This is a genomic window from Amycolatopsis melonis (assembly GCF_040064235.1).
GTDB classification, from domain to species: domain Bacteria; phylum Actinomycetota; class Actinomycetes; order Mycobacteriales; family Pseudonocardiaceae; genus Amycolatopsis; species Amycolatopsis melonis.
The window spans coordinates 75,513-99,481 of the sequence record NZ_JBDZYD010000002.1; the positions used below are offsets into that span (position 1 = coordinate 75,513).

Annotated in this window: 23 protein-coding genes; 16 read left to right on the plus strand and 7 right to left on the minus strand. The window is 71.7% G+C overall.

Translation table 11 applies throughout. From position 1 onward, the window contains the following. Positions 1 to 77: 77 nt before the first annotated feature. Positions 78 to 731 carry an ACT domain-containing protein gene (locus ABJI51_RS04905; RefSeq protein ID WP_348948681.1) on the minus strand — a complete coding sequence of 218 codons (654 nt, stop codon included), beginning with the start codon at positions 729 to 731 and terminating at the stop codon, positions 78 to 80. 236 nt (positions 732 to 967) lie between these two features. Between ABJI51_RS04905 and gatC the strand changes: the two genes are divergently transcribed. The 8 genes from gatC to ABJI51_RS04945 all read left to right on the plus strand — a co-directional run bounded on the left by gatC (position 968) and on the right by ABJI51_RS04945 (position 8,962). Continuing rightward, a complete protein-coding gene (gene gatC, locus ABJI51_RS04910; protein WP_348947747.1) occupies positions 968 to 1,267 on the plus strand; it encodes an Asp-tRNA(Asn)/Glu-tRNA(Gln) amidotransferase subunit GatC in 300 nt (99 codons plus the stop codon). Further along, the gene (gatA, locus tag ABJI51_RS04915; RefSeq protein ID WP_348947748.1) at positions 1,264 to 2,781 is read left to right on the plus strand and encodes an Asp-tRNA(Asn)/Glu-tRNA(Gln) amidotransferase subunit GatA; all 1,518 of its coding nucleotides are present in this window, start codon (positions 1,264 to 1,266) and stop codon (positions 2,779 to 2,781) included. The genes gatC and gatA overlap by 4 nt, the downstream gene beginning before the upstream one ends. Next, positions 2,778 to 4,283 (plus strand): Asp-tRNA(Asn)/Glu-tRNA(Gln) amidotransferase subunit GatB, encoded by a 1,506-nt coding sequence (gatB, locus tag ABJI51_RS04920; protein ID WP_348947749.1) that lies wholly within the window; start codon positions 2,778 to 2,780, stop codon positions 4,281 to 4,283. Before gatA ends, gatB begins: the two co-directional genes overlap by 4 nt. Before the next feature lie 8 nt (positions 4,284 to 4,291). After that, entirely contained in the window at positions 4,292 to 4,828 is a 537-nt protein-coding gene (locus ABJI51_RS04925; RefSeq protein WP_348947750.1) for a hypothetical protein, read from the plus strand. A 259-nt stretch (positions 4,829 to 5,087) separates the two neighbouring features. Continuing rightward, positions 5,088 to 6,182 carry a Gfo/Idh/MocA family protein gene (locus tag ABJI51_RS04930; protein ID WP_348947751.1) on the plus strand — a complete coding sequence of 365 codons (1,095 nt, stop codon included), beginning with the start codon at positions 5,088 to 5,090 and terminating at the stop codon, positions 6,180 to 6,182. Then, positions 6,179 to 7,096 carry a DUF6807 domain-containing protein gene (locus ABJI51_RS04935; protein ID WP_348947752.1) on the plus strand — a complete coding sequence of 306 codons (918 nt, stop codon included), beginning with the start codon at positions 6,179 to 6,181 and terminating at the stop codon, positions 7,094 to 7,096. Before ABJI51_RS04930 ends, ABJI51_RS04935 begins: the two co-directional genes overlap by 4 nt. Before the next feature lie 10 nt (positions 7,097 to 7,106). Beyond that, the gene (locus ABJI51_RS04940) at positions 7,107 to 7,820 is read left to right on the plus strand and encodes a cupin domain-containing protein (RefSeq protein ID WP_348947753.1); all 714 of its coding nucleotides are present in this window, start codon (positions 7,107 to 7,109) and stop codon (positions 7,818 to 7,820) included. After that, positions 7,820 to 8,962, plus strand: coding sequence for a Gfo/Idh/MocA family protein (locus ABJI51_RS04945; RefSeq protein ID WP_348947754.1), 1,143 nt, complete (start codon positions 7,820 to 7,822; stop codon positions 8,960 to 8,962). The genes ABJI51_RS04940 and ABJI51_RS04945 overlap by 1 nt, the downstream gene beginning before the upstream one ends. A gap of 173 nt (positions 8,963 to 9,135) precedes the next feature. On the opposite strand, the gene ABJI51_RS04950 is transcribed toward ABJI51_RS04945, so the two are convergent. Next, the gene (locus ABJI51_RS04950) at positions 9,136 to 10,344 is read right to left on the minus strand and encodes a PQQ-dependent sugar dehydrogenase (RefSeq protein WP_348947755.1); all 1,209 of its coding nucleotides are present in this window, start codon (positions 10,342 to 10,344) and stop codon (positions 9,136 to 9,138) included. A 65-nt stretch (positions 10,345 to 10,409) separates the two neighbouring features. Between ABJI51_RS04950 and ABJI51_RS04955 the strand changes: the two genes are divergently transcribed. Continuing rightward, positions 10,410 to 11,318, plus strand: coding sequence for a 2-hydroxyacid dehydrogenase (locus ABJI51_RS04955; RefSeq protein WP_348947756.1), 909 nt, complete (start codon positions 10,410 to 10,412; stop codon positions 11,316 to 11,318). 44 nt (positions 11,319 to 11,362) lie between these two features. Next, a complete protein-coding gene (locus ABJI51_RS04960) occupies positions 11,363 to 11,938 on the plus strand; it encodes a DoxX family protein (protein WP_348947757.1) in 576 nt (191 codons plus the stop codon). 369 nt (positions 11,939 to 12,307) lie between these two features. Here the strand turns inward: ABJI51_RS04960 and ilvD are convergent, their stop codons facing one another. After that, positions 12,308 to 14,152, minus strand: a complete 1,845-nt coding sequence (gene ilvD, locus ABJI51_RS04965; protein WP_348947758.1) for a dihydroxy-acid dehydratase — start codon at positions 14,150 to 14,152, stop codon at positions 12,308 to 12,310. A 47-nt stretch (positions 14,153 to 14,199) separates the two neighbouring features. Continuing rightward, a complete protein-coding gene (locus ABJI51_RS04970; RefSeq protein ID WP_348947759.1) occupies positions 14,200 to 14,649 on the minus strand; it encodes a PH domain-containing protein in 450 nt (149 codons plus the stop codon). Positions 14,650 to 14,997: 348 nt separating this feature from the next. Between ABJI51_RS04970 and ABJI51_RS04975 the strand changes: the two genes are divergently transcribed. The 4 genes from ABJI51_RS04975 (at position 14,998) to ABJI51_RS04990 (ending at position 18,768) form a co-directional block, all read left to right on the plus strand. Continuing rightward, the gene (locus tag ABJI51_RS04975) at positions 14,998 to 16,878 is read left to right on the plus strand and encodes an acetolactate synthase large subunit (protein WP_348947760.1); all 1,881 of its coding nucleotides are present in this window, start codon (positions 14,998 to 15,000) and stop codon (positions 16,876 to 16,878) included. A 2-nt stretch (positions 16,879 to 16,880) separates the two neighbouring features. Further along, positions 16,881 to 17,387 (plus strand): acetolactate synthase small subunit, encoded by a 507-nt coding sequence (gene ilvN, locus ABJI51_RS04980; protein ID WP_348947761.1) that lies wholly within the window; start codon positions 16,881 to 16,883, stop codon positions 17,385 to 17,387. A gap of 39 nt (positions 17,388 to 17,426) precedes the next feature. After that, on the plus strand, positions 17,427 to 18,440 hold the full coding sequence (ilvC, locus tag ABJI51_RS04985) for a ketol-acid reductoisomerase (RefSeq protein ID WP_072481185.1): 1,014 nt from the start codon (positions 17,427 to 17,429) through the stop codon (positions 18,438 to 18,440). 70 nt (positions 18,441 to 18,510) lie between these two features. Further along, entirely contained in the window at positions 18,511 to 18,768 is a 258-nt protein-coding gene (locus ABJI51_RS04990; RefSeq protein ID WP_348947762.1) for a DUF397 domain-containing protein, read from the plus strand. Here ABJI51_RS04990 and ABJI51_RS04995 read toward each other — a convergent pair. From ABJI51_RS04995 to ABJI51_RS05005, 3 genes are all read right to left on the minus strand, one after another. Next, positions 18,765 to 19,634, minus strand: coding sequence for a nuclear transport factor 2 family protein (locus ABJI51_RS04995; RefSeq protein WP_348947763.1), 870 nt, complete (start codon positions 19,632 to 19,634; stop codon positions 18,765 to 18,767). The genes ABJI51_RS04990 and ABJI51_RS04995 overlap by 4 nt on opposite strands. Positions 19,635 to 19,705: 71 nt before the next feature. After that, on the minus strand, positions 19,706 to 20,518 hold the full coding sequence (locus ABJI51_RS05000; protein ID WP_348947764.1) for a TIGR03620 family F420-dependent LLM class oxidoreductase: 813 nt from the start codon (positions 20,516 to 20,518) through the stop codon (positions 19,706 to 19,708). Then, a complete protein-coding gene (locus ABJI51_RS05005; RefSeq protein WP_348947765.1) occupies positions 20,515 to 21,414 on the minus strand; it encodes a TIGR03620 family F420-dependent LLM class oxidoreductase in 900 nt (299 codons plus the stop codon). The genes ABJI51_RS05000 and ABJI51_RS05005 overlap by 4 nt, the downstream gene beginning before the upstream one ends. Positions 21,415 to 21,502: 88 nt before the next feature. Here ABJI51_RS05005 and ABJI51_RS05010 point away from each other — a divergent pair, with 88 nt between their 5' ends. After that, positions 21,503 to 22,066 carry a TetR/AcrR family transcriptional regulator gene (locus ABJI51_RS05010; RefSeq protein WP_348947766.1) on the plus strand — a complete coding sequence of 188 codons (564 nt, stop codon included), beginning with the start codon at positions 21,503 to 21,505 and terminating at the stop codon, positions 22,064 to 22,066. A gap of 126 nt (positions 22,067 to 22,192) precedes the next feature. Then, positions 22,193 to 23,791, plus strand: a complete 1,599-nt coding sequence (gene serA / locus ABJI51_RS05015) for a phosphoglycerate dehydrogenase (RefSeq protein ID WP_348947767.1) — start codon at positions 22,193 to 22,195, stop codon at positions 23,789 to 23,791. The last annotated feature ends 178 nt before the right edge of the window (positions 23,792 to 23,969 follow it).

A 23,969-nucleotide genomic window follows, 5' to 3' on the forward strand; every position in this document is an offset into this window, starting at 1 on the left:
GAGCGCCTCCCGGGGGGACTTCTGCCGGGGGACGGGTCCAAAACGCGCGGGGCGTCGTCTCTTTGTCGACAACGGTGCTAGCCGTCGAGGACGACCGCGACGATGCCGGCGAGGTGGGCCAGGCGGGCGACCTCGGCGGCGCGGAAGTTCGGCCCGCCCGGGCGGGCGACGAGCAGGGCCTTGCCCGGCTTGCCCAGCGGCGTGGCTGCCAGCTCGGTGCCGAGCTCCTTCCACGTCTCCGGGATCCAGGCCTCTTCGCTGTCGAGGACCGTCGCGCGTTCGAGCGGCAGCCAGGGGAAGTCCGTGATCGGGGTCTCCGGGGCCGCGCTCGAGGATGCCAGCCGGACCGCGCCCGTTTCGGCGTGCTCGACGATCATCGCCCAGCCGGCGCGCACGATGCGGGGGACGCCCTCGGCGAGGAGGTCGAGCCCGGACTTCGGCTGGGCGGCGATCTCCTCGACGAGTTCGAGCTCGCGGTGGGTGTCCAGGACGCCCGCGTACGGGCGGACGGCGTCCACCTCGACTCCCTCGACGCTTTCCGCCGCCGTGATCAGCGCGTCCGGCAGGCGGCCCGACGGGAGCTCGACGACCAGGTCGTCGACCGCCACTCCGCTGCCGCGCTCGACGACGTCCACGCTGAGGATGTCGGCGCCTACCGTGCCGAGCGCCGTGGCGACCGCGCCGAGGGTCCCCGGGCTGTCCGGAAGGAGGACCCGGATCAGGAACGACACCACGCGCCCCTCTCACCTCTGGCGTCCCAGCCTTGCCGTGGGACGCTCGATGCCGGTCGCCGATTGTGACAGACCCATCCGGCCCGCGGGACCCGCTGTCCGCCGGGCGGGATGCCGGCGTCGCCGGACGGCACCCGGCCTGCGCCGGGCGTAACCCAGTCGAGTCCGCCCGCGCCGCCACCATAGACTTGCAGCTTCCGAGACAACCCGCACAGCACAACCCGGGAGTCACCCGCGTGCCCAACATTTCCCGAGACGAGGTCGCGCACCTCGCCAAGCTGGCCAGGCTGGCCGTGACCGACGACGAGCTCGACGTCTTCGCCGGCCAGCTCGACCAGATCCTGGACTCGGTGGCCAAGGTGAGCGAGGTCGCCGCCGACGACGTGCCGCCCACGTCGCACGCCGTGCCGCTGACGAACGTCTTCCGACAGGACGTCGTCGTCCCCGGGCTCTCGCAGCAGCAGGCGCTGGCCGGGGCGCCGGCCGCCGAAGAAGGCCGCTTCCGGGTGCCGCGGATTCTGGGGGAAGAGCAGTGACCGAGATCGTCAAGCTGTCCGCCGCGGAGCTGGCGGAGAAGATCCACACGCGTGAGGTGTCCGCGGTCGAGGTCACCCAGGCCCACCTGGACCGGATCGCCGAGGTCGACGACCACATCCACGCGTTCCTGCACGTCGACACCGAGGGCGCGCTCGCCGCGGCCAAGGCCGTCGACGAGGGCATCGCCGCCGGTCAGGCGCCCGCGTCGCCGCTGGCCGGGGTGCCGCTCGCGCTGAAGGACGTCCTGACCACCGAGGGCATGCCGACGACCTGTGGTTCGAAGACGCTCGAAGGCTGGATCCCGCCGTACGACGCGACGGTGACGCGCAAGCTGCGCGAGGCCGGTGTCGTCATCCTCGGCAAGACCAACATGGACGAGTTCGCCATGGGGTCGTCGACGGAGAACTCGGCGTTCGGCCCGACGCACAACCCGTGGGACCACGCCCGCATCCCGGGTGGGTCGGGGGGTGGCTCGTCGGCGTCGATCGCGGCGTTCGAGGCGGCCATCGCCATCGGCACCGACACCGGCGGGTCGATCCGCCAGCCCGGTGCCGTCACCGGCACCGTCGGGGTGAAGCCGACCTACGGCGGGGTGTCGCGGTACGGGCTCGTTGCGTTTTCGTCGTCGCTCGACCAGGCCGGGCCCTGCGCCCGGACGGTCCTCGACGCCGCGCTGCTGCACGAGGTCATCGCCGGGTACGACCCGCGGGACTCCACGTCGATCGACGCGCCGGTGCCGCCCGTCGTCGCCGCGGCCCGCCAGGGCGCGAACGGTGACCTGAAGGGCGTCAAGGTCGGCGTCGTAAAGGAGTTCGGCGGCGACGGCTACCAGGCGGGCGTGCTGCGGTCGTTCCAGGCCGCGGTCGAGCAGCTGCGGGCGCTCGGCGCCGAGGTCGTCGAGGTCTCGTGCCCGCATTTCGTCTACGCGCTGCCCGCGTACTACCTGATCGCGCCGAGCGAGTGCTCGTCGAACCTCGCCCGGTTCGACGCCATGCGCTACGGCCTGCGCGTCGCCGACGACGGCACGCGCAGCGCCGAAGAGGTCATGTCGCTGACCCGCGAGAAGGGCTTCGGTGCCGAAGTCAAGCGCCGGATCATGCTGGGCACCTACGCGTTGTCGTCCGGCTACTACGACGCCTACTACGGCTCGGCGCAGAAGGTGCGCACGCTGATCACGCGGGACTTCGACGCCGCCTTCGAGCAGGTCGACGTCCTCGTTTCGCCGACGACGCCGACCACGGCGTTCAAGATCGGCGAGCGGGTCGACGACCCGATGGCGATGTACCTCGCCGACCTGTGCACGATCCCGTCGAACCTGGCAGGCAACGCCGCGATGAGCGTGCCGAGCGGGCTGTCCGACGAGGACGGGCTGCCGGTCGGCCTGCAGATCATGGCCCCGGCGCTGGCCGACGACCGGCTCTACCGGGTCGGCGCCGCCTACGAGGCCGCCCGCGACGCCGCCGCCGGTGGCTCGCTCGTCCACAAGGTCCCGGAGCTGGGAGGAACGAAGTGACTGCCGTGGCCGAGTTGATGGACTACGCCGACGTCGTCGAGCGGTTCGACCCGGTGCTCGGGCTCGAGGTGCACGTCGAGCTGAACACGAACACGAAGATGTTCTGCGGCTGCCCGAACGAGTTCGGCGGCGAGCCGAACACGAAGGTCTGCCCGACCTGCCTCGGCCTGCCCGGTGCGCTGCCGGTCGTCAACGGCAAGGCCGTCGAGGGCGCGATCCGGATCGGTCTCGCCCTGAACTGCGAGATCGCCGAGTGGTGCCGGTTCGCCCGGAAGAACTACTTCTACCCGGACATGCCGAAGAATTTCCAGACCTCGCAGTACGACGAGCCGATCGCCTTCAACGGCTACCTCGACGTCACCCTCGACGACGGCGAGGTCGTGCGCGTGGAGATCGAGCGCGCGCACATGGAGGAGGACACCGGCAAGTCGCTGCACGTCGGCGGCGCCACCGGCCGGATCCACGGCGCCGAGCACTCGCTGCTCGACTACAACCGGGCCGGCGTGCCGCTGATCGAGATCGTCACCAAGCCGATCACCGGCACCGGCGAGCGGGCACCCGAGGTCGCGCGCGCGTACGTGTCGGCCCTGCGTGACCTGCTTCGCGCGCTCGACGTGTCCGACGTCCGCATGGACCAGGGCTCGCTGCGCTGCGACGCGAACGTCTCGCTGATGGCGAAGGACGCGACGGAGTTCGGCACCCGGACCGAGACGAAGAACGTCAACTCGCTGCGCAGCGTCGAGCGGGCGGTCCGCTACGAGATGACGCGGCAGGCGGCGATCCTGGCCGAGGGCGGGACGATCAAGCAGGAGACCCGGCACTTCCAGGAGGCCGACGGCACCACGTCGTCCGGCCGGACGAAGGAGACCGCCGAGGACTACCGCTACTTCCCGGAGCCCGACCTGGTCCCGATCGCGCCGTCGCGCGAGTGGGTCGAGGAGCTGCGCGGCACGCTGCCGGAGATGCCGTCGGAGCGGCGGAAGCGGATCCAGGCGGAGTGGTCGCTTTCCGACGAAGCCCTGCGCGACCTGCTGAACGTCGGCGCCGTCGACCTCGTCGCGGCCACCGTCGAGGCCGGCGCCACGCCGGACGAGGCGCGCAGCTGGTGGGTCAACACCCTGGCGCAGGAGGCGAACTCGCGCGAGGTCGAGCTGACCGACCTGCCGATCACGCCGGAGCAGGTGGCCGAGGTCATCGCGCTGGTGTCGTCCGGTGAGCTGACGAACAAGCTCGCCAAGGAGGTCGTCCACGGCGTGCTCGCCGGCGAGGGCGAGCCGCGCGAGGTCGTCGAGAAGCGCGGGCTGAAGGTCGTCTCGGACGACTCGGCCCTGCTCGCGGCGATCGACGAGGCCCTGGCGGCGCAGCCGGACGTCGCGGACAAGATCCGCGGCGGCAAGGTCGCCGCGGCGGGTGCGATCGTCGGCGCGGTCATGAAGGCGACCAAGGGGCAGGCCGATGCCAAGCGCGTCCGCGAGCTGATCATCGAGCGCGTCGGTTCCTGACCGTTTTCATGACACAGCCGTTCTCCGTCAAGAGCGTCACCTGGCGCGAGTGGCTCGGCCTGGCGGCCGGGCTGCTCGCGCTGGGTTCGACGTTCCTGCCGTGGACCACGCTGAGCGCCAACAAACCGGACATCGAGGACATCCTCTCGACCTTGCCGCACAGCGACGTCGTCCGCGACGCGTGGCACTCGAGCTTCTTCGCCTGGTGCCCGCCGCTGACGCTGCTGCTGGCCGGGGTGGTCGTTGCCGTTTTCGGGCGGCACCGGAAGCTGCGGGTCAGCGGGCTGCCGCACCTGTGGCTGGTGGTCGCCGCGGCGTCGCTGCTGCTGATGGTGCTGGGTTGGGTCACCCTCGACTGGGAGTTCGACGCCGACCAGCGCGGCATCTTCGACGCCGCCGGGATCGCCGTCAGTCCCGGCTTCGGGCGGTTTCTCGGGCTGGTCGCCGCGGTCGGGTCCGTCGTGGCCGCTTTCCTGGACATCCGGGCGGTGCGGGCCGAAAGCCGGCAGCCGCGCAAACTTGGGCCTCGGAGCAAGAGCCGCTGATCGTCGTCGTCCGCGACGTGCCGGTGGACGCGGTGCTGTCGTGCGATGTCGGTCTCCGGGAACCTGGGCCTTCGGGCCGGGACGACGAGTCGTCCGTTCCGGTCGGGCGCCTACGCTGACAACGTTGACATCGACGTCGCCCGTTGCGTGAGAAAGCGCTTTCTGGAACGGTCGGAGGGGCGCGGCGCCGCCGCGGGCCTCGCGTCCTGGCGGGGCGGACAGCGGTGTGGGCACGGTCACGGAGGAAGGAGCGCCCGGGTTGGGTGACGGAAAGCGCCTGAGAGTCGCGGTCGTCGGAACCGGCGCGATCGCGGAGAGCCACCGGGCCGCCTACCAGGCCCACCGCGACGACGTCGACATCGTGGCCGCTGCCGACGTCGACGAGAGCCGGGCCGTCGCATTCTGCGCCACCACCGAGCACGCTCAGCCCTATCGCGACCTCGGCAGCCTGCTCGCCGAGCAGGCGCCCGACCTCGTCTCGATCTGCACGCCGCCGGGCCTGCATGTCGAGCAGACCCGCGCGGTCCTCGAAAGCGGTGCCTGGGTCTGGTGCGAGAAGCCGCCCTGCCGCTCGCTTGCCGAATACGACGAGATGACCGCCGCCGAGGGGGACGGCGGGCCCTACGTCTCCTTCGTCTACCAGCAGCGGTCGGGCTCCGCTGCCGCCCACTTCCGGAGCCTGCTCGCCGCCGGGGACCTCGGGCGTCCGCTCGTCGCGCACTGCCAGACCACGTGGTACCGCGACGCCGCCTACTACGCCGTCCCGTGGCGGGGGCGCTGGGAGACCGAGGGCGGCGGGCCGGCCATGGGCCACGGCATCCACCAGATGGATCTGCTGCTCCACCTGCTCGGCGAGTGGGCCGAAGTGCAGGCGATGACCGCGCGGCTCGTGCACGACGTCGAGACCGAGGACGTCTCCACCGCGCTCGTCCGATTCGAGTCGGGGGCGCTCGGGACCGTCGTCAACAGCGTCCTGTCGCCGGACGAGGTGAGCCGGATCCGGATCGACTGCGAGAACGCCACCGCCGAGCTCACCCACCTCTACGGGTACGGCATCAAGGACTGGCGCTACACCCCCGCGCCGCACGTCGCCGAGGCCGAGGTCGTGCGCTGGCACACGCCGCCGGATGACTTCGGCAGTTCCCACGCCGCCGCCTTTGCGCCGGTCCTCGCCGCCTACCGGGAAGGGCGGCGGCCGCCGTGCAGCGGGGACGACGGGCGGCGGGTGCTGGAGTTCGTCGCCGCGCTCTACAAGTCCGCGTCCACCGGGCTCGGCGTGCGCCGCGGGGAGATCGGGCCGGACGACGCCTTCTACCGGTCCATGGCCGGGGCGCGGACGGGGGTGCCGGCGTGAGCGCCGAAATCACCGTGACCCACCGGCACGGCGAGCACGTGGCCGTCGAGGCGGGCGGCGTCCAGCTGCTGTCCTATGTGTACAAGCCCGACCCGGTGGCCTACGAGGCGCGCAAGCCCTACGTCCACCCGCTGCGCACCCTCGGCGGGCGCCTGGTCAGCGGGTACCGGCCGTCCGACCACCGGTGGCACAAGGGCCTGCAGATGACGGCGAGCCACCTGTCCGGCCAGAACTTCTGGGGCGGCCACACCTACGTCCCCGGCGACTGGTACCGCGAGCTGCCCGACCGCATCGGCTCGATGCGCCACGACGAGTTCTCCGACTTCGCCGTCGCGCGCGACCGGCTGAGCTTCACCGAACAGCTCACCTGGGTCGCCAACGGCGGCGACGAGTGGGCGCGGGAACGGCGCGACATCGCCGTCCACTCCGTCGAGCCGGACGAGGGCGCCTGGGCGCTCGACTGGGCGATCGAGCTGACCAACGTCCGCGGCACCCCGCTGGAGTTCGGCAGCCCGACCACCGCGGGCCGGGAGATGGCCGGGTACACCGGGCTGCACTGGCGGGGGCCGCGCGACTTCGGCGGCGGGACCGTCCTCGGGCCGGGTGACTTCGGGGGCGGGGACATGATGGGCAAGCAGGCGCCGTGGCTGGCGTTCGTCGGCGAGCACGACGGCGTCGACGCGCATTCGACGCTGCTTTTCGCCCACGCGCCGGAGAACGACAAGGCGATCCACGAGTCGCACTGGTTCGTCCGGGCAGGCGACCAGCCCATGGTGGCCTTCTCGTGGGCGTTCTTCGAGGAGTTCGTCCTGCCGCCGGGCGAGAGCTTCGCCTACCGCTACCGGATCGTCGTCGCCGACGGGGCCTGGGACCGCGACCGCGTCACGCGGTACCTCGGGAACCACGAATTCTGAGGACACCGCCATGCACGACTTCCCGCTCCCGGGCGGCATCGGTCTCTCGCACCTGCGCGCCTACGACTGGGCGGCCGAGGACGGCGTCTGCGGCGGCAGCCCGCACCTGCACCTCGCCTGCACCGAGGCCTACGTCGTCACCGGCGGGCGCGGTGCCGTCCAGACCCTGAGCGTCGGCGGCTACGCCGAGACGCCGCTGGAGGCCGGCGTGGTCGCGTGGTTCGCGCCCGGCACCGTGCACCGGATGGTGCAGGAGGACGGCCTGCGCGTCACGGTCCTCATGCAGAACAGCGGGCTGCCGGAGGCCGGCGACGCCGTGTTCACCTTCCCGCCCGACGTCCTCGCCGACCCGGCTGCCTACGCCGAGGCCGCCGCGTTGCCGAAAAGCGACGACGCCGCCCGGCGGCGGCGTGACCTGGCCGTCCGGGGGTACCTGCCGTTGCGGGAGGCGCTGCGCGACGGCGACCCGGAGCCGCTGCGGGCGTTCCATCGGGCGGCCGTCGCGCTCGTGTCGCCGAAAATCGGCGACTGGGTCGCGCGCTGGCGAGCCGGGGCGCTGAAGGCCGCCGAGCTGACCGGTGACCACCTCAAGGCACTCGCCGACGGTGACGGGAGCCACCTCGAACAGTCCGGCGTGCGGGTCGCGACGCCCGCGAACCCGGACGGCTACGGCATGTGCGGGCGTCGCACGGAATACGACATCGACCAGGAAGGCCGGCAGTGATGAACCAGTCCAGCATCGGAGTGCTGCTCAACGGGGTGACGGGCCGGATGGGCTACCGGCAGCACCTGCTCCGGTCGGTCCTGGCGATCCGCGAACAGGGCGGGGTCACCCTGCCGGACGGCAGCCGCGTGCAGCTCGAGCCGATCCTCGCCGGGCGCAACGCCGCGAAACTCAAGGACCTCGCCGACCGGCACGACCTGACGGCGTGGACCACCGACCCCGGCTCCGCGCTGGACGACGTCCAGATCTACTTCGACGCGCAGCTGACGTCGGCGCGGGAGCCGTCGGTGCGGGCGGCGATCGCCGCGGGCAAGCACGTCTACGCCGAGAAGCCCCTCGCCGAGACGCTGCCCGCGGCGCTGGAGCTGGCCGGGCTCGCGCGGGACGCCGGGATCTGCCACGGCGTCGTGCACGACAAGCTGTTCCTGCCCGGGCTGCGGAAGCTGCGGCGGCTGGTCGACGGCGGGTTCTTCGGCCGGATCCTGTCGGTGCGGGGCGAGTTCGGCTACTGGGTCTTCGAGGGCGACTGGCAGGAGGCGCAGCGCCCGAGCTGGAACTACCGCGCCGAAGACGGCGGCGGGATCGTGCTCGACATGTTCTGCCACTGGAACTACGTGCTGGAGAACCTCTTCGGCCGCGTCTCGGCGGTGACGGCGAAGGCGGTGACGCACATCCCTCGTCGCTGGGACGAGCAGGGCGAGGCGTACGCGGCGACGGCCGACGACGCCGCATACGGCATCTTCGAGCTGGAGTCGGGCGTCATCGCGCAGATCAACTCGTCGTGGTCCACCCGGGTCTTCCGGGACGAGCTGGTCGAGTTCCAGGTCGACGGCACCGAGGGCAGCGCGGTCGCCGGGCTGCGGCGCTGCCGCGTCCAGCACCGCTCGGCGACGCCGAAGCCGGTGTGGAACCCGGACCTGCCGGCGACCGAGCCGTTCCGCGACCAGTGGCAGGAGGTGCCGGACAACGCCGAGTTCGACAACGGCTTCAAGGCGCAGTGGGAGGAGTTCGTCCGGGACGTGGTCGCCGGACGGCAACACCGCTACGACTTCTTCTCGGCCGCGCGGGGGCTGCAGCTGGCCGAGGCCGGGCTGACGTCGTCGGCGGAAGGGCGCCGGGTGGAGCTGAAGCCGCTGAGCTGAGTGGTCGCCGGTCGGGCGCCTCGGCCGGGCTGGGGGCGTGGTCGGGGAGTGACCACGGCCGGCGGGCTTGAGCGTGTGGTGCGGCTGGGATGCACGGGAGTGGGGCGAGCGGCGGTCGTGGTCCGGGAACGACCACGCCGGTCGGGTCGGGCCAGCGTCGCCCCCGGGGCGGGTCAGTCCTTGCTGTTGCCGCCGCCGGAGGTGGCCGGGGTGATCAGGACGACTCGGTCGTCGCTCGACACCGGGGCTCCGCCGTCCTTGTTGACCGTGCCCGCCACCGCCAGCTGCGGGTTGATCATGCTCATTCCCGCGAGCCTTCCGTACGTCAGCGGGGGCTTGCCGCTCTTGCCGTCGAGGCTGACCGTCGGCTTGCCGCTGACCGCGCCCTCCGGGGTCACCGGCAGGTTCTGCAGGTTGCCCGCCAGTGATGCGCCGATCGACAGCAGGCCGTTGGCGTCGATGAAGTCCGCGCAGCCCGCGACGCCCGGCTTGTCCGGCCACGTCCATGCCGGCGTCGTCAGCGGCTGACCGGCCTGGACGCGGTAGAGGGCGTCCTTGTCGGCGAGGCGGTCGGTGACCCAGACGCGGCCGCCGTCGGCGGAAGCGCACAACCCGCCCGGGGCGTGCAGGCCCGCCGTCACCGCCAGCGCGCCGTTCGGGTTGCCCGCCGCGGCCTTGCCGGACGTGTCGATCCGCAGCACCTTCCCCGCGAGCGAGGTCGGGTCGGCCGCGGCGCCCGGGTTGCCCGCGTCGCCGGTCGCGACCAGGAGGGCGCCACGGTTGTCGGCCGCGATCGTGCCGCGGTTGCCGGTCGCGCCCTTGGGGATGCCCGTCAGGACCGGCTTGGGCGGCTGGCCCTTCGCGAACCGCACGACGCGGTTGTCCGTCGCCGTCGTGATGTAGGCGAACACCAGCTGGTCTTCGACGTACGACGGCGACAGCGCCAGACCGGTGAGGCCGCCGTCGCCGGCCGCCTGGACGTCGAGCTTCGCGAAGTCCGTGGCGTCCTTGCCCGCCGTCACCAGCCGGACGCGGCCGCTCTTGCGCTCGCCCGCCAGGGCGCTCGGCGTCGAGCCGTCGCCCGGCAGGCCGGCCACCGCGGCGACCGTGTCGAGGCAGGTGGCGATCACCGCCGGGTCGAAGTCCTTGCAGCCCTGCGGGGGCGGCACCGGCGCCGCCGACGGGCCCGGCAGCACCTGCGTGCCGTCGCCGCCGGACTCCGCGCCGGGGCCGTGGACCTCCGGCGGTGACTCGGGGCTGGGCACGGGAGCGGGGCTGAACGTCTGGCCCGCCGCGGTGTCGTCGAACCGCGCACACCCGGCGGGCAGCAGGACGCCGCAGGCCAGGATCGCCAGCAGGGCCGACCGGTACCGAGTGCGCATGATCCCCCAGCCTAGGACCCGCCGCGTGAACCATGGGTGAGCACTCCTGGATTACGTTGGAGATCATGACGCTGACCGTGCTCGTGCCCGACGACGAAGGCGTGACCGTGCTCGCCGAGGTCCCGCGGGTGCTGCCCGTGCGCTACCAGTGGGGCGAGCCGGTGCCGCCCGAGGCCGCGAAGGCCGAGGTGCTCATCCCCGGCAAGCACCCGCCGGGCGAGCAGCTGTGGCGGACCGTGCCGAACCTGAAGCTGATCCAGCTGCTCTCCGCAGGCGCGGAGGACTGGGTCGGCAAGGTGCCCGACGGCGTCCTGCTCTCCACCTGCCGCGGCGCGCACGGCGGGAGCACCGCCGAGTGGGTCGTCGCGGTGCTGCTGTCGCTGTACCGGAAGCTGGACGTCTTCGCGACGGCGCAGCGCGAAGGCCGGTGGGAGCGGCAGACGGCCGACACGCTGCAGGGCAAGCGGGTACTGATCGTCGGCGCCGGCGACCTCGGGCAGCACCTGCGGCGACGGCTCGAACCGTTCGACGCGCGCTGCACGATGGTCGGGATGACCGCGCGGGAGGGCGTGCACGGCGTCCGCGAGCTGCCCGGGCTGCTCGGCCTGCACGACGTCGTCGTGCTGACCGTGCCGCTGACCTCGCGCACCCGCGGCATGGTCGACGCGGCGTTCCTGGCGGAGATGCGCGACGGCGCGGTGCTGGTCAACGCCGCGCGCGGCGCCATCGTCGTCACCGACGCCCTTGTCGCCGAACTGACCACGGGCCGGCTGCGGGCCGCTCTCGACGTCACCGATCCCGAGCCGCCGCCCGCCGGGCACCCGCTGTGGACGGCGCCCGGGCTGCTGCTGACCCCGCACGTCGGCGGGGCCGTGCGCGGGGGCCGGAGCCGCTCGTACGCCGTCGCCGCGGCGGAGATCGCGCGGTACGCGGGCGGGGAACTGCCGGACAACCTGGTGCACGGGGAGTACTAGCGCGGCGGCTCGCCAGGCCGGGGCCGATCCCCTAACCTTCGCGCGTGAGCAGTGGAGACGATTTTTCGCAGCAGCCCACCAGCCTGCTGTCCGGGGTCGAGGACGACGGGGCGGACGACAGCCCGCGGCAGGGCGGGCTCGGACTGGGGCTGCTGATCCTGCGGCTGGCACTCGGCGCGACCATGGGCGCGCACGGCCTGCAGCACCTGTTCGGGCTGTTCGGCGGGCCGGGCATCGGCGGATTCGCGCGGCTGCTGGAGACGTTCGGCTACCACAAGCAGACGACGCTGCTGTCGTGGATCACCGGCGTCGTCGAGGTCGGCGGCGGGCTGCTGGTGATCGTCGGGCTGTTCACGCCGCTGGCCGCGGCGGGCCTGCTCGGGGTGGCGGCCAACGCCGTGTACGCGAAGTTCCACGGCGGGTTCTTCGAGGGACAGGGGCAGGGTTTCGAGTTCGAGCTGCTGCTCGCGGCGACGGCGCTGAGCCTGCTGTTCACCGGAGCCGGGCCGATCTCGCTGGAGCGCAACACGCCGTGGCGGAAGCGGCCGCTGCCGTTGGGGCTGGTGTCGCTGCTGCTGGCCGCGGCCGCCGCGGTCGTGGTCATTGTTTTGACACGGTAGGGATGTGGCGTGGCTCGCGGCCTGGGGACAACTCGGCTTTGGGGACCCCGCCTGTGGACAACTCCGGTTTGCCGGACCGGAATTGTCGGTGCTTGCGAGTAACGTTGAAATCGGGGGTCCCCCGAGCGGCGGGGGTGCCGGATGCTGTGAAGGCCGCCCCGGATCGGGGCGGCCTTCGGCGTTGTCGGCTGGGCAGGAGGGCGCTCGGCCGGCGACCGCGGACAGCCGCGGCAGGGCGCCCAGCCAGCAATCGCGGACAGCCGGGCTCGGGGTGCCCCAGCCGTTGAACCGCGGGCGGCGGGGCGCAGGGCGCCCAGCCGGCCACCGTGGGGAGCCGGGCGCGAGGCGCCCGGCCGGCGAACCGCGAATCTACTTGTTCACGTCGCGGACCGCTCCCGTGTCGGCCGAGGTGGCCATCCGGGCGTACGCGCGCAGGGCCGCCGTCACTGGGCGGTGGCGGTCCTTGGGCTGCCATGGCCTCTCGGACGCCTCCATCTTCGCCCGGCGCTCGGCCAGCACCGCTTCGTCGACCAGCAGCTCCAGGCGGCGCTCGTGGACGTCCAGCAGGATGCGGTCGCCGTTCTCGACCAGGCCGATCAGGCCGCCTGCTGCCGCCTCCGGGGAGATGTGGCCCACCGAAATGCCCGACGAGCCGCCCGAGAAGCGGCCGTCCGTGATCAGGGCGCACTTCTTGCCCAGGCCCGAGCCCTTCAGGAATGCCGTCGGGTGCAGCATCTCCTGCATGCCAGGGCCGCCTGCCGGACCTTCGTAGCGGATCACCAGGACCTCGCCCGGCTGGATCTCCTTCTTGAGGATCGCCGACACCGCCTCCTCCTGGCTCTCCAGCACCCGCGCCGGGCCCTCGAAGTGCCACAGGTCCTCGTCGATGCCCGCGGACTTGATCACCGCGCCGTTCTCCGCCAGGTTGCCGCGCAGGATCGCCAGGCCGCCGTCCTTCGTGTACGCGTGCTCGACGTCGCGGATGCAGCCCCCTGCCGCGTCGGTGTCCAGGGACGACCAGCGGTTCGACGTCGAGAACGCCTCCGTCGTGCGGACGCCGCCCGGGGCCGCGTGGAACAGCTCGATCGCCTCGGGGGACGGCGAAGCGGCGCGGATGTCCCACTTCGCCAGCCACGACTCGAGGTCGGGGGAGTGGACCGAGTGCACGCCGGTGTTCAGCAGGCCGCCGCGGTGCAGCTCGCCGAGGATTGCCGGGATGCCGCCCGCCCGGTGGACGTCCTCCATGTGGTAGTCGGAGTTCGGCGCCACCTTGGACAGGCACGGCACGCGGCGGCCGATCGCGTCGATGTCGGCGATCGTGAAGTCGACCTCGCCCTCCTGGGCCGCGGCGAGGATGTGCAGCACCGTGTTCGTCGAGCCGCCCATCGCCATGTCGAGGGCCATCGCGTTCTCGAACGCCGCCTTCGTCGCGATCGAGCGCGGCAGGGCCGAGGCGTCGTCCTGCTCGTACCAGCGGCGGCACAGCTCGACGACCGTGCGGCCGGCCTCCTCGAACAGCGCCCGCCGCGCCGCGTGCGTCGCCAGCGTGGAGCCGTTGCCCGGCAGGGACAGGCCAAGTGCCTCGGTGAGGCAGTTCATCGAGTTGGCGGTGAACATGCCGGAACAGGAACCGCACGTCGGGCAGGCCGACCGCTCGACGGCCGCCAGACCCTCCTCGTCGACCGCCGCGTTCGCCGACGCCGCGATCGTGGTGATCAGGTCCGACGACGGGTGCGCGACGCCGTCGAGGACGACCGCCTTGCCCGCCTCCATCGGACCGCCCGAGACGAACACGACCGGGATGTTCAGCCGCATCGCCGCGTTGAGCATGCCCGGGGTGATCTTGTCGCAGTTGGAGATGCACACCAGCGCGTCGGCCTGGTGCGCGTTGACCATGTACTCCACCGAGTCGGCGATGATCTCGCGCGAGGGCAGCGAGTAGAGCATGCCGGAGTGGCCCATGGCGATGCCGTCGTCGACGGCGATCGTGTGGAACTCGCGCGCGACGCCGCCGGCTTCCTTGACCGCCTCGGCGACGATCTCGCCGAGGTCCTTCAGGTGGACGTGGCCCGGCACGAACTGGGTGTAGGAGTTGGCGATCGCCACGATCGGCTTGCCGAAGTCGCTGTCGGTCATGCCGGTGGCGCGCCACAGCGAGCGCGCGCCCGCCGCGTTGCGGCCGTGAGTGGTGGTCCGGGAACGGAGAGGCGGCACGGGAACTCCCAGGTCAAAGGGTGGCCGGCGAAACTGGTCCTACCAATTTACTCTGCCGGTGACCCCTTGGGAGCGCCGGGCTTGAGGTCCTCGTTGTCCAGCAGGCCGCTCGGGTCCGCGACGAGACCCTCGCTGACCAGCGACAGCACCGGCAGGTGCCGGGTCCGGACCGTCGGCAGCGGCACCTTCGTGTCGTCCTTCAGCACCGCCTGCACGCGGGCCTTCTTCGTGATCGCCAGTCCCTTCAGTGCCGACCATGGGATGTCGCGCTTGCCGAACATCGTGCGGACCGCGAGGCCTTCGCGCGTCGCGACGGTGCGGGTGCGGATCACGAACACCGCGAGCGCGATCGGGAAGACGTAGAGCCACTGCAGGTACGGGATCTCGCCGAGGGCGATCGGCGTCACGCAGATGGTCAGGAGCGCGATCGCCATGAAGGACGTGCGGGGGATGCGGAAGACGGCCTTCCGGCCTTCGTCCTGCTGTTTTTCGGCCACGCGGAAATGGTGCACCGCGCCGCGGGCCCGGCCGGAACCGGGTCGGACGGCAGTGACATGCACCGCGGACATGCGCCGCGGACCTGTCCAGCATGCGGACTCACCGTCCCGCAGAGTTGACACCCGCGCGGCGTTCGGGCTAGCGTCAACGCCGTGACACCGCTGACCGGCCTCGTACTTCCCAAGCGCGTCGACGCTTAGGGAAGACTTTCCGCTGCGTCGACGCGCGAACCCTCGTGCGACCTTACGGTCGGCGAGGGTTTTTTGTTGCCCGAGGGAAGCGATTCCCGGCCCCACCGCACAAGACCGACCCGAACGAGTGACACCGAGACCCACGAGGCAGAACCGATGACCAGTGCCACGTCGCGCAGCGACGCGAAGCCCGGGCCGACGCCCGGTACGCCCGGAGCACGTCCGAAGCCGGCGCCCCCGGCGGGAACGCCGGTGCGCGTCACCGGCGCCCAGTCGCTCGTGCGCTCGCTCGAGGCGGTCGGCGCCGAGGTGGTCTTCGGCATCCCGGGCGGCACCATCCTGCCCGCCTACGACCCGCTGCTGGACTCGACGAAGGTCCGCCACATCCTGGTCCGCCACGAGCAGGGCGCCGGCCACGCGGCCACCGGCTACGCGCAGGCCACCGGCAAGGTCGGCGTCTGCATGGCCACCTCCGGCCCGGGCGCGACCAACCTGGTCACCCCGCTCGCCGACGCGAACATGGACTCCGTCCCGGTCGTGGCCATCACCGGCCAGCAGACCCGGGCGCTGATCGGCACCGACGCGTTCCAGGAAGCCGACATCTGCGGCATCACCATGCCGATCACCAAGCACAACTTCCTCGTCACCGACCCCGCGGACATCCCGCGGACGATCGCCGAGGCGTTCCACCTGGCGAGCACCGGCCGTCCCGGCCCGGTCCTGGTGGACATCCCCAAGGACGTGCTGCAGGAGATGACCTCGTTCTCCTGGCCGACCGACCTGCGGCTCCCGGGCTACCGCCCGACGCTGCGGCCGCACGGCAAGCAGGTCCGCGAAGCCGCGAAGCTCATCGCGAAGTCGCGCCGCCCGGTGCTGTACGTCGGGGGCGGTGTCATCAAGGCCGAGGCGCACGAGCAGCTGCGCCGGCTCGCCGAGCTGACCAACATCCCCGTCGTCACCACGCTGATGGCGCGTGGCGCGTTCCCCGACTCGCACCCGCAGCACCTGGGCATGCCGGGCATGCACGGCTCGGTCGCCGCGGTCGCCGCCATGCAGCGCGCCGACCTGCTGATCGCGCTCGGCGCCCGGTTCGACGACCGGGTCACCGGGCAGCTGTCGTCGTTCGCGCCGGACGCCGCGGTCGTGCACGCCGACATCGACCCCGCCGAGATCTCCAAGAACCGCAAGGCCGACGTCCCGATCGTGGGCGACTGCAAGGAGATCATCGGCGAGCTGATCACCGCCGTGCAGGCGGAGTTCGACCACAGCGGCCGTCCCGACCTCGCCGACTGGTGGACCCAGGCCGACGGCTGGCGCAAGACCTACCCGGCAGGCTACGAGTGGCCCGACGACGGGTCGCTGTCGCCGCAGTACGTCATCGAGCGGATCGGCGAGATCGTCGGCCCGGACGCGGTCTACGCCGCCGGCGTCGGGCAGCACCAGATGTGGGCCGCGCAGTTCGTCAAGTACGAGAACCCGCGCACCTGGATCAACTCCGGCGGGCTCGGCACCATGGGCTTCGCGGTGCCCGCCGCGATGGGCGCGCAGTTCGGCGTCCCGGACAAGCAGGTCTGGGCCATCGACGGCGACGGCTGCTTCCAGATGACCAACCAGGAGCTGGCCACCTGCGCCATCGAGGGCGCGCCGATCAAGGTCGCCGTGATCAACAACGGCAACCTCGGCATGGTCCGGCAGTGGCAGAACCTCTTCTACGCCGAGCGGTACTCCAACACCGACCTCGGCACGCACAAGCACCGCATCCCCGACTTCGTCCTGCTGGCCGAGGCGCTCGGCTGCGCCGGCCTGCGGTGCGAGACGAAGGAGGACGTCGACGCCACCATCCGCCGCGCGATGGAGATCAACGACCGTCCCGTCGTGATCGACTTCGTCGTGGGGAAGGATGCCCAGGTGTGGCCGATGGTCGCGGCGGGCACCGGCAACGACGAGATCATGGCGGTCCGGGGCATCCGGCCGCTGTTCGACGACGACGAGGTTTCGGCCGAGCAGGCCGAGGCTTCCGCGGAAGGTGAGCGCTGAAGATGAGCGTCCACACGCTGAGTGTCCTGGTCGAGAACAAGCCCGGTGTGCTCGCGCGCGTGTCGGGGCTGTTCTCCCGCCGCGGGTTCAACATCGAGTCCCTCGCCGTCGGGCCCACGGAAAACCCCGAGGTGTCCCGCATGACGATCGTGGTCGCCGTGGAAGAGCTACCGCTCGAACAGGTGACGAAGCAGCTCAACAAGCTGGTCAACGTGATCAAGATCGTCGAGCTGGAGCAGTCGACCGCCGTGCAGCGCGAACTGCTGCTGGTCAAGGTCCGCGCCGACAACACCGTGCGCAGCCAGGTCCTCGAAACCGTCCAGCTCTTCCGTGCGAAGGTGGTGGACGTGTCCCCGGAGGCGCTCACCGTCGAGGCGACCGGGACGTCGGACAAGATCAGTGCCCTTTTGCGCATGCTGGAGCCCTATGGCATCCGCGAGCTGGTGCAGTCCGGCATGGTCGCGGTGGGCCGCGGCGCCCGCTCGATCACCGCAACCTCGCCCCGCTAGCGAAGTCTTTGTAAGTCAGGAAAGGAAGCAGTAACCCCCATGGCAGTGGAAATCTTCTACGACGACGACGCCGACCTCTCGATCATCCAGGGGCGCAAGGTCGCTGTCATCGGCTACGGCAGCCAGGGCCACGCCCACTCGCTGAGCCTGCGCGACTCCGGCGTCGACGTCCGCATCGGCCTGCCCGAGGGGTCCAAGTCGCGGGCGAAGGCCGAGGAGCAGGGCCTGCGCGTGCTCACCCCGGCCGAGGCGTCGGCCGAGGCCGACCTGATCATGATCCTGGCGCCGGACACCAAGCAGCGCTTCATCTACGAGCAGGACATCGCGCCGAACCTCAAGGACGGCGACGCGCTCTTCTTCGGGCACGGCTTCAACATCCGCTACGACCTGATCAAGCCGCCGTCGAACGTCGACGTCGCGATGGTCGCCCCGAAGGGCCCGGGCCACCTGGTCCGCCGCCAGTTCGTCGACGGCAAGGGCGTCCCGGCGCTCATCGCCGTGGAGCAGGACGCCTCCGGCAACGCCCAGGCGCTCGCCCTCTCCTACGCCGCCGCGATCGGTGGCGCCCGCGCCGGCGTCATCAAGACGACGTTCAAGGAAGAGACCGAGACCGACCTCTTCGGCGAGCAGGCCGTGCTCTGCGGTGGCGCGTCCGCGCTGGTGCAGACCGGTTTCGAGGTGCTCACCGAGGCCGGCTACGCCCCGGAGATCGCCTACTTCGAGGTGCTGCACGAGCTGAAGCTGATCGTCGACCTCATGTACGAGGGCGGCATCGCGCGCCAGCGCTACTCGATCTCCGACACCGCCGAGTACGGCGACCTGACCCGCGGCCCGCGTGTCATCTCGCCGGCGGTCAAGGAGGAGATGAAGAAGATCCTCGGCGAGATCCAGGACGGCACGTTCGCCCGCGAATGGGTCGCCGAGGACGAGGCCGGGCGGCCGAACTTCACCAAGCTCGAGGAGCAGGGCAACCAGCACCCGATCGAGGAGACCGGCAAGAAGCTGCGTTCGCTCATGTCGTGGGTGGACCGGCCGATCACCGAGACCGCCTGATTTTCCCGCGCCCGAAGGGGACGCTCGCTGGCAGCGGGCGTCCCCTTCGGCGTCTCGTTACGCTGGCCGCATGACCGACGACAAGGCGCACATCCGGCACCACCTGGACTTCTCGCGGGCGGAGTGGATCCGGGCCGAGCCGGAGGGCGTCACGCTCGACGAGGTCGCCGAGTACGCGTTCATCGAGCACACCGACGGCGTCACCTATGTCGCGCTGCGCCGGTCGCCGGACGTCGACGGCACGATCCTCGTGTTCACGCCGTCCGAGTGGGAGGCGTTCCGCAAGGGCGTCGAAGACGGCGAGTTCGACGACCTCGGCGAGGCCTAGGCGGTCAGTTTCGCGGCCAGCTCGGGGATCCTGCCGAGGTCGCCGGCGACGCCGAGGTGGTCGCCGTAGTCGCGGGATTCGACGATGAGGCCGTCGCGGATCCGCATCGCGAAGATGTTGGCGATCCGCACCGGGCGGCCGTCGTGCACGCCCTGGTAGGCGAACTCGCCGATCAGCACCTCCGGGTCCGTGCCCTGGTAGGTGACCAGGTCCGCGACATCGAAGCGGAAGTTCCGCGCCTTCCCCGCCGCGAAGTGCTCCCGCAGTTCGTCGCGCGTCCGCAGGACGCCGGAGCCCGGCAGGAACGGGTGCGTGACGTGGGTTTCTTCCGCGTACAGCTCCGGCAGGTCGTCCCAGTGCCCGGCGGCGGCGCCGTGCACGAGCCGCTCGAAGACCGTGTCGCCGCTCTTCGGCGTGACGGGGGACAGTTCGCGCGGCGGCGCCTGTTCGTACCCCGCTGCCACCTGGCCGACGCTGTCGCGGATCACGGCCAGCCGCAGGTAGTCGTGGTAGTCGCGGGAATGGACGATGAGGCCGTCGCGGATGCGCAGCACCTGGATGTTGGCGGTCTCGATGGTCCGGCCGGTCGCCACCGACTCGGCGTCGTAGCCGTATTCGGCGACGATCACTTCGGGGTCCGTGGTCTCGTGGACGACCACGTTCTTGCGCTTGAGCCGCAGCGCCCCGGCGAGGACGCCGGTGAAGCGCTCATGGACCGCCGCGCGGCCGGTCAGGCGCGTCGGCCGCGGCACGGCCTGGGGGTGTTCGACGACGGCGTCCTCGGCGTAGAGCGCGGAAAGCTCGCCGAACCGTCCTTCGCTGATGCCGTCGGACAGGGCGGCGAACACGTCGCGGGGTGTGGTCAAGGGGGCCTCCCAGAAGACGAAACGGAGTCTGTAGTCCGCCTACGACGATACGGACTACAGACTCCGGTTGTCTAGCGGAGGAGGTCGGCCAGCCTGCGGTACGAGTCCGGTTTGCGGGCCAGGACCTGGACGCAGACGTGGTCGGCGCCCGCGTCGAGGTGGGCGCGGATCCGGTCGGCCGCCGCCTGCTCGCCGGTCGCGACGATGGCGTCGACCAGCCGGTCGCTACCGCCGCCTGCCAGGTCCGCGTCGGTGAAGCCGAGGCGGCGCAGGTTCGCCTGGTGGTGCGGTGCCTGCCGGACGTACAGGCCGACGTGCTCGCGGGCCGCCTCGGGCGCGGGGTCGAGCACCACCGCCTGCTCGACCGCGAGGTACTTGCCAGGGCCGAGCCGTTCGCGGGCCAGCGCCGTGTGTTCCGGCGGGACGAAGTACGGGTGGGCGCCGTCGGCGCGTTCGGCCGCCAGATCCAGCAGCCTTGGCCCCAGCGCCGCGAGCACGCGGAGCGGGCGCGGGGACGGCTGCGGCAGTCCCGGCAGCTCGGCCGCGTCCATGCCGTCCAGGTATTCGCGCAGCGCTGCCAGCGGCCGCGCGCCGGGCCGGTGCCCGCCGAGGCCCGCGACGAACCGGCCGGGGTAGGCCTCGCCCAGTGCCCGGACGGCGCCTTCCGCGGCGAGCGGGGAACGCTGGTCGAACCGGGCGACGCCGGTGGCGACCGTCAGCCGGGACGTCGCCGCGAGCAGCAGTGAAGCCTGCGTGAACGCCTCGCGTCCGCCGAACTCGCCGAACCAGATCGCGGCGAAACCCAGTTCCTCAACCTCGGCGGCCGTTTCGCGGAGGACACCGATGGGGGCGCCGTCGAAGAACCGCCAGATCCCGACGCTCACCGGACCGCCGCCGGGGCCAGCTCGGCCAGTGCGTCCACAGTGGACTCGAAGGTCGGTGCCGACGGCGTCAGCAGCACGTGGTCCGCGCCCGCGTCGAGGACCTCGTCCAGGCGTTTCGCGATGGTCTTCGCGTCGCCCCAGAGCACCAGGTCGTCGACCAGCCGGTCGCTCGGGCCGTCGATGTCGGCTTCGGTGTAGCCGAGCCGTTTCCAGCCCGCGAGATACGCCCGGACCCGGTGTTCCCGCGACTGTGCCACGCGCCGCCGCACGCTTTGCCGGGCGTCCTCCCGCGTGCCGAGCAGGAAGGTCTGCTGCGGGATCAGGAGCTTGCCGGGGCCCAGGATCTCGCGGGCGTACGCCGTGTGCGAGACCGGCTGGGCGAACGGGTGCGCGCCGTCGGCGTGGTCGCGGGACAGGGCCAGCATCTGCGGCCCGACCGCGGCCAGTACGCGCGGAAACGGCACGGGGGACGGGTTTTCCGCCGCGTCGGCGTCCATTTCGGACAGATAGGCGCGCATCCGGTCCACCGGCCGGTACTGCTCGCCGTGTGCCGCCGCCTGGAAGGCGTGCCCGACGCCGACGCCGAGCACGAACCGGCCCGGGTGGGCGTGGGCCAGCGTCGCCCCGCCCCTCCGGGCGGTCCGGCCGGGCCGCAGCCAGACGTTGGCGATGCCGGCGCCGAGCACGACGTCCGGCACCGAGGCGAGCAGATCGCCGAAGTGCGCGAACACCTCGCGGGTCCCGGGTCCTTCGCCGCTCCAGACCGAGCGATAGCCCAGCCCGGCGAGCCGCCGGGTCGCTGCGCGTTCGACGTCCGGCGGTGGGGCCAGTGGCGCGCTCGGCAGCCAGGCGCCGATCGCGCCGAGCCGTGCGCGGGTGTCTTCGAGCAAGGTCATCCTCGCGTCCCTCCAGTAAGTTGAGGCTGCCTCCGGTTAATATACGGAGGCTGCCTCCGATTGGCTAGCGGGTAAGGTCGGGAGCGCGATGACCGACGTCAAACCGATGCGCGCGGACGCCCGCCGCAACTACGAGCGCCTCCTCGAAGAGGCGCAGCGCGCCTTCGCCGAACACGGCGTCGAGGCGTCGCTGGAAGACATCGCGCGCCGCGCCGGCGTCGGCATCGGCACGCTCTACCGGCACTTCCCGACCCGTGACGCGCTGCTCGAGACGCTCCTGCGGGCCCGGTTCGACGCCCAGGCCGAGCGCGCCCGCGAGCTGCTCGCCGACGCCGAGCCGCTCGCCGCGCTGCAGAACTGGCTCGCCGGGCTGGGGGACGCCACCGGCACCTTCCGCGGCCTGGTGGAACTGACCGCCGACGCGCTCAACGACGAATCGTCCCGCTTGTACGCTTCCTGCCACGCGATGCGCGAGGCCGGTTCCCACTTGGTGGAACGCGCGAAAGCCGCCGGCGAACTCCGCGGGGACGTCACGGCGGAAGAGCTGCTTCTGTTGCTGCACGCGGCATCCTGGGCGGGCAGGCACCTGCCCGGCGAAGGGGGCATGCAGCGCCTGCTCGCTCTTGTTTTCGAGGGATTACGGGCGAGTTAACACCGCGGGAAGCCAGGGGGCCCGCCAGCGGGTTAAACTCCGCCTCGACCGGGGCACAACGGCGTGCTGAGGCCGTCTTGTCGACACAGAGCGTCCGGGAATTGACCAGATAGTGGGAGCCGCATCGTGAGCAAGCCCAGCAAGCCCGTCGTCCTCATCGCGGAGAAGCTCGCCCCCTCCGTGCTGAGCGTCTTCGGTGACGAGGTGGAGGTCCGGCACGTCGACGGCACGGACCGGTCCGCGCTGCTGGAGGCGGTGAAGAGCGCCGACGCGCTCCTGGTCCGCTCCGCCACCCAGGTGAACGCCGAGGTCTTCGCGGCCACCTCGCAGCTCAAGGTCGTCGCCCGCGCCGGTGTCGGGCTGGACAACGTCGAGGTGCCCGCCGCGACCGAGCGCGGTGTCCTGGTCGTCAACGCGCCGACGTCGAACATCGTCTCCGCCGCCGAGCACGCCGTCGCCCTGCTGCTGTCGGTCGCGCGCCGCGTCCCGGCCGCCGACCAGAGCCTGCGCGGCGGCGAGTGGAAGCGCAGCGCGTTCTCCGGCGTCGAACTGCAGGGCAAGACCATCGGTGTGGTCGGCCTCGGCAAGATCGGGCAGCTGTTCGCCCAGCGCCTCGCCGCCTTCGACACCAAGATCATCGCCTACGACCCCTACGTCTCGGCCGCGCGCGCCGCGCAGCTGGGCATCGAGCTGGTCACCCTCGACGAGCTGCTCGGCCGCGCCGACGCCATCTCCATCCACCTGCCGAAGACGCCGGAGACCAAGGGCCTCATCGACGCCGCGGCGCTGAAGAAGACCAAGCCGGGCGTCATCGTCGTCAACGCCGCCCGCGGCGGCCTGATCGTCGAGCAGGACCTGGCCGACGCGCTGCGCTCGGGCCACGTCGGCGGCGCCGGCATCGACGTCTTCGAGTCGGAGCCGACCACCTCCAGCCCGCTGTTCGAGCTGGAGAACGTCGTCGTGACGCCGCACCTGGGCGCCTCGACCGCCGAGGCGCAGGACCGCGCGGGCACCGACGTCGCGAAGTCGGTGCTGCTGGCCCTGCGCGGCGACTTCGTGCCGGACGCGGTGAACGTCACCGGCGGCGGCGCGGTCGGCGAGCACGTCCGCCCGTACCTGTCGCTGACCCAGAAGCTGGGCCAGCTGCTGACCGCGCTCAACCCGACGTCGCCGACGTCGGTCACCGTGCAGGTCAAGGGCGAGCTGACCAGCGAGGACACCTCGGTGCTGCAGCTGGCCGCGCTGCGCGGGGTGTTCACCGGCGTGGTCGAGGACCAGGTCACCTTCGTCAACGCGCCGCAGCTGGCGGAGAAGCTGGGCGTGCAGGTCGAGCTGGAGACCGAGCCGGAGAGCCCGAAGTTCCGCAGCCTGGTCACGGTGCGCGCGGTGCACGCCGACGGCGCGGTGCTGACCGTGTCCGGTTCCGTCACCGGCAAGGACGAGGTCGAGAAGCTGGTCGAGGTCAACGGCCGCGGCTTCGACCTGCGGGCCGAGGGCACCGTGCTGCTGGTCGAGTACCCGGACCGCCCCGGCGTGATGGGCCGCGTCGGCACGCTGCTCGGCGAGGCGGGCATCAACATCGAGGCCGCGCAGATCAGCCAGACCACCGACGGTTCCGACGCGGTGATGCTGCTGCGCGTCGACCGCCACATCGACGCGCACCTGCTGGAGCCGATCGGCGCTTCGGTCGGGGCGCACACGATCCGCGCGGTGGATTTCAACTGACGTAACGCATCGAAGGCCCCCTCGACCGCCGTCGAGGGGGCCTTCGCGTGCAATCACATTCGCATAACGGACTCCTTTGCCTACGGAAGTAGGCCTTTTCGGGCATTAGGTTCACCCCGCGAGGTCGAACCACGCGTCGTCGAGGGCACGGCGCTGCGCCGCGCTTCACCGTCGGGGG

What these genes read in the sequence shown, in the direction of transcription:
- ABJI51_RS05010 (WP_348947766.1), top strand. Translation starts at nt 21,503, where the DNA reads ATGACCGACGTCAAACCGATGCGCGCGGACGCCCGCCGCAACTACGAG.
- ABJI51_RS04975 (WP_348947760.1), top strand. Translation starts at nt 14,998, where the DNA reads ATGACCAGTGCCACGTCGCGCAGCGACGCGAAGCCCGGGCCGACGCCC.
- ABJI51_RS04955 (WP_348947756.1), top strand. Translation starts at nt 10,410, where the DNA reads ATGACGCTGACCGTGCTCGTGCCCGACGACGAAGGCGTGACCGTGCTC.
- ABJI51_RS04940 (WP_348947753.1), top strand. Translation starts at nt 7,107, where the DNA reads ATGCACGACTTCCCGCTCCCGGGCGGCATCGGTCTCTCGCACCTGCGC.
- ilvC (WP_072481185.1), top strand. Translation starts at nt 17,427, where the DNA reads ATGGCAGTGGAAATCTTCTACGACGACGACGCCGACCTCTCGATCATC.
- ABJI51_RS04945 (WP_348947754.1), top strand. Translation starts at nt 7,820, where the DNA reads ATGAACCAGTCCAGCATCGGAGTGCTGCTCAACGGGGTGACGGGCCGG.
- ABJI51_RS05005 (WP_348947765.1), bottom strand. Translation starts at nt 21,414, where the DNA reads ATGACCTTGCTCGAAGACACCCGCGCACGGCTCGGCGCGATCGGCGCC.
- ABJI51_RS04950 (WP_348947755.1), bottom strand. Translation starts at nt 10,344, where the DNA reads ATGCGCACTCGGTACCGGTCGGCCCTGCTGGCGATCCTGGCCTGCGGC.
- ABJI51_RS04990 (WP_348947762.1), top strand. Translation starts at nt 18,511, where the DNA reads ATGACCGACGACAAGGCGCACATCCGGCACCACCTGGACTTCTCGCGG.
- ABJI51_RS04925 (WP_348947750.1), top strand. Translation starts at nt 4,292, where the DNA reads ATGACACAGCCGTTCTCCGTCAAGAGCGTCACCTGGCGCGAGTGGCTC.
- ilvN (WP_348947761.1), top strand. Translation starts at nt 16,881, where the DNA reads ATGAGCGTCCACACGCTGAGTGTCCTGGTCGAGAACAAGCCCGGTGTG.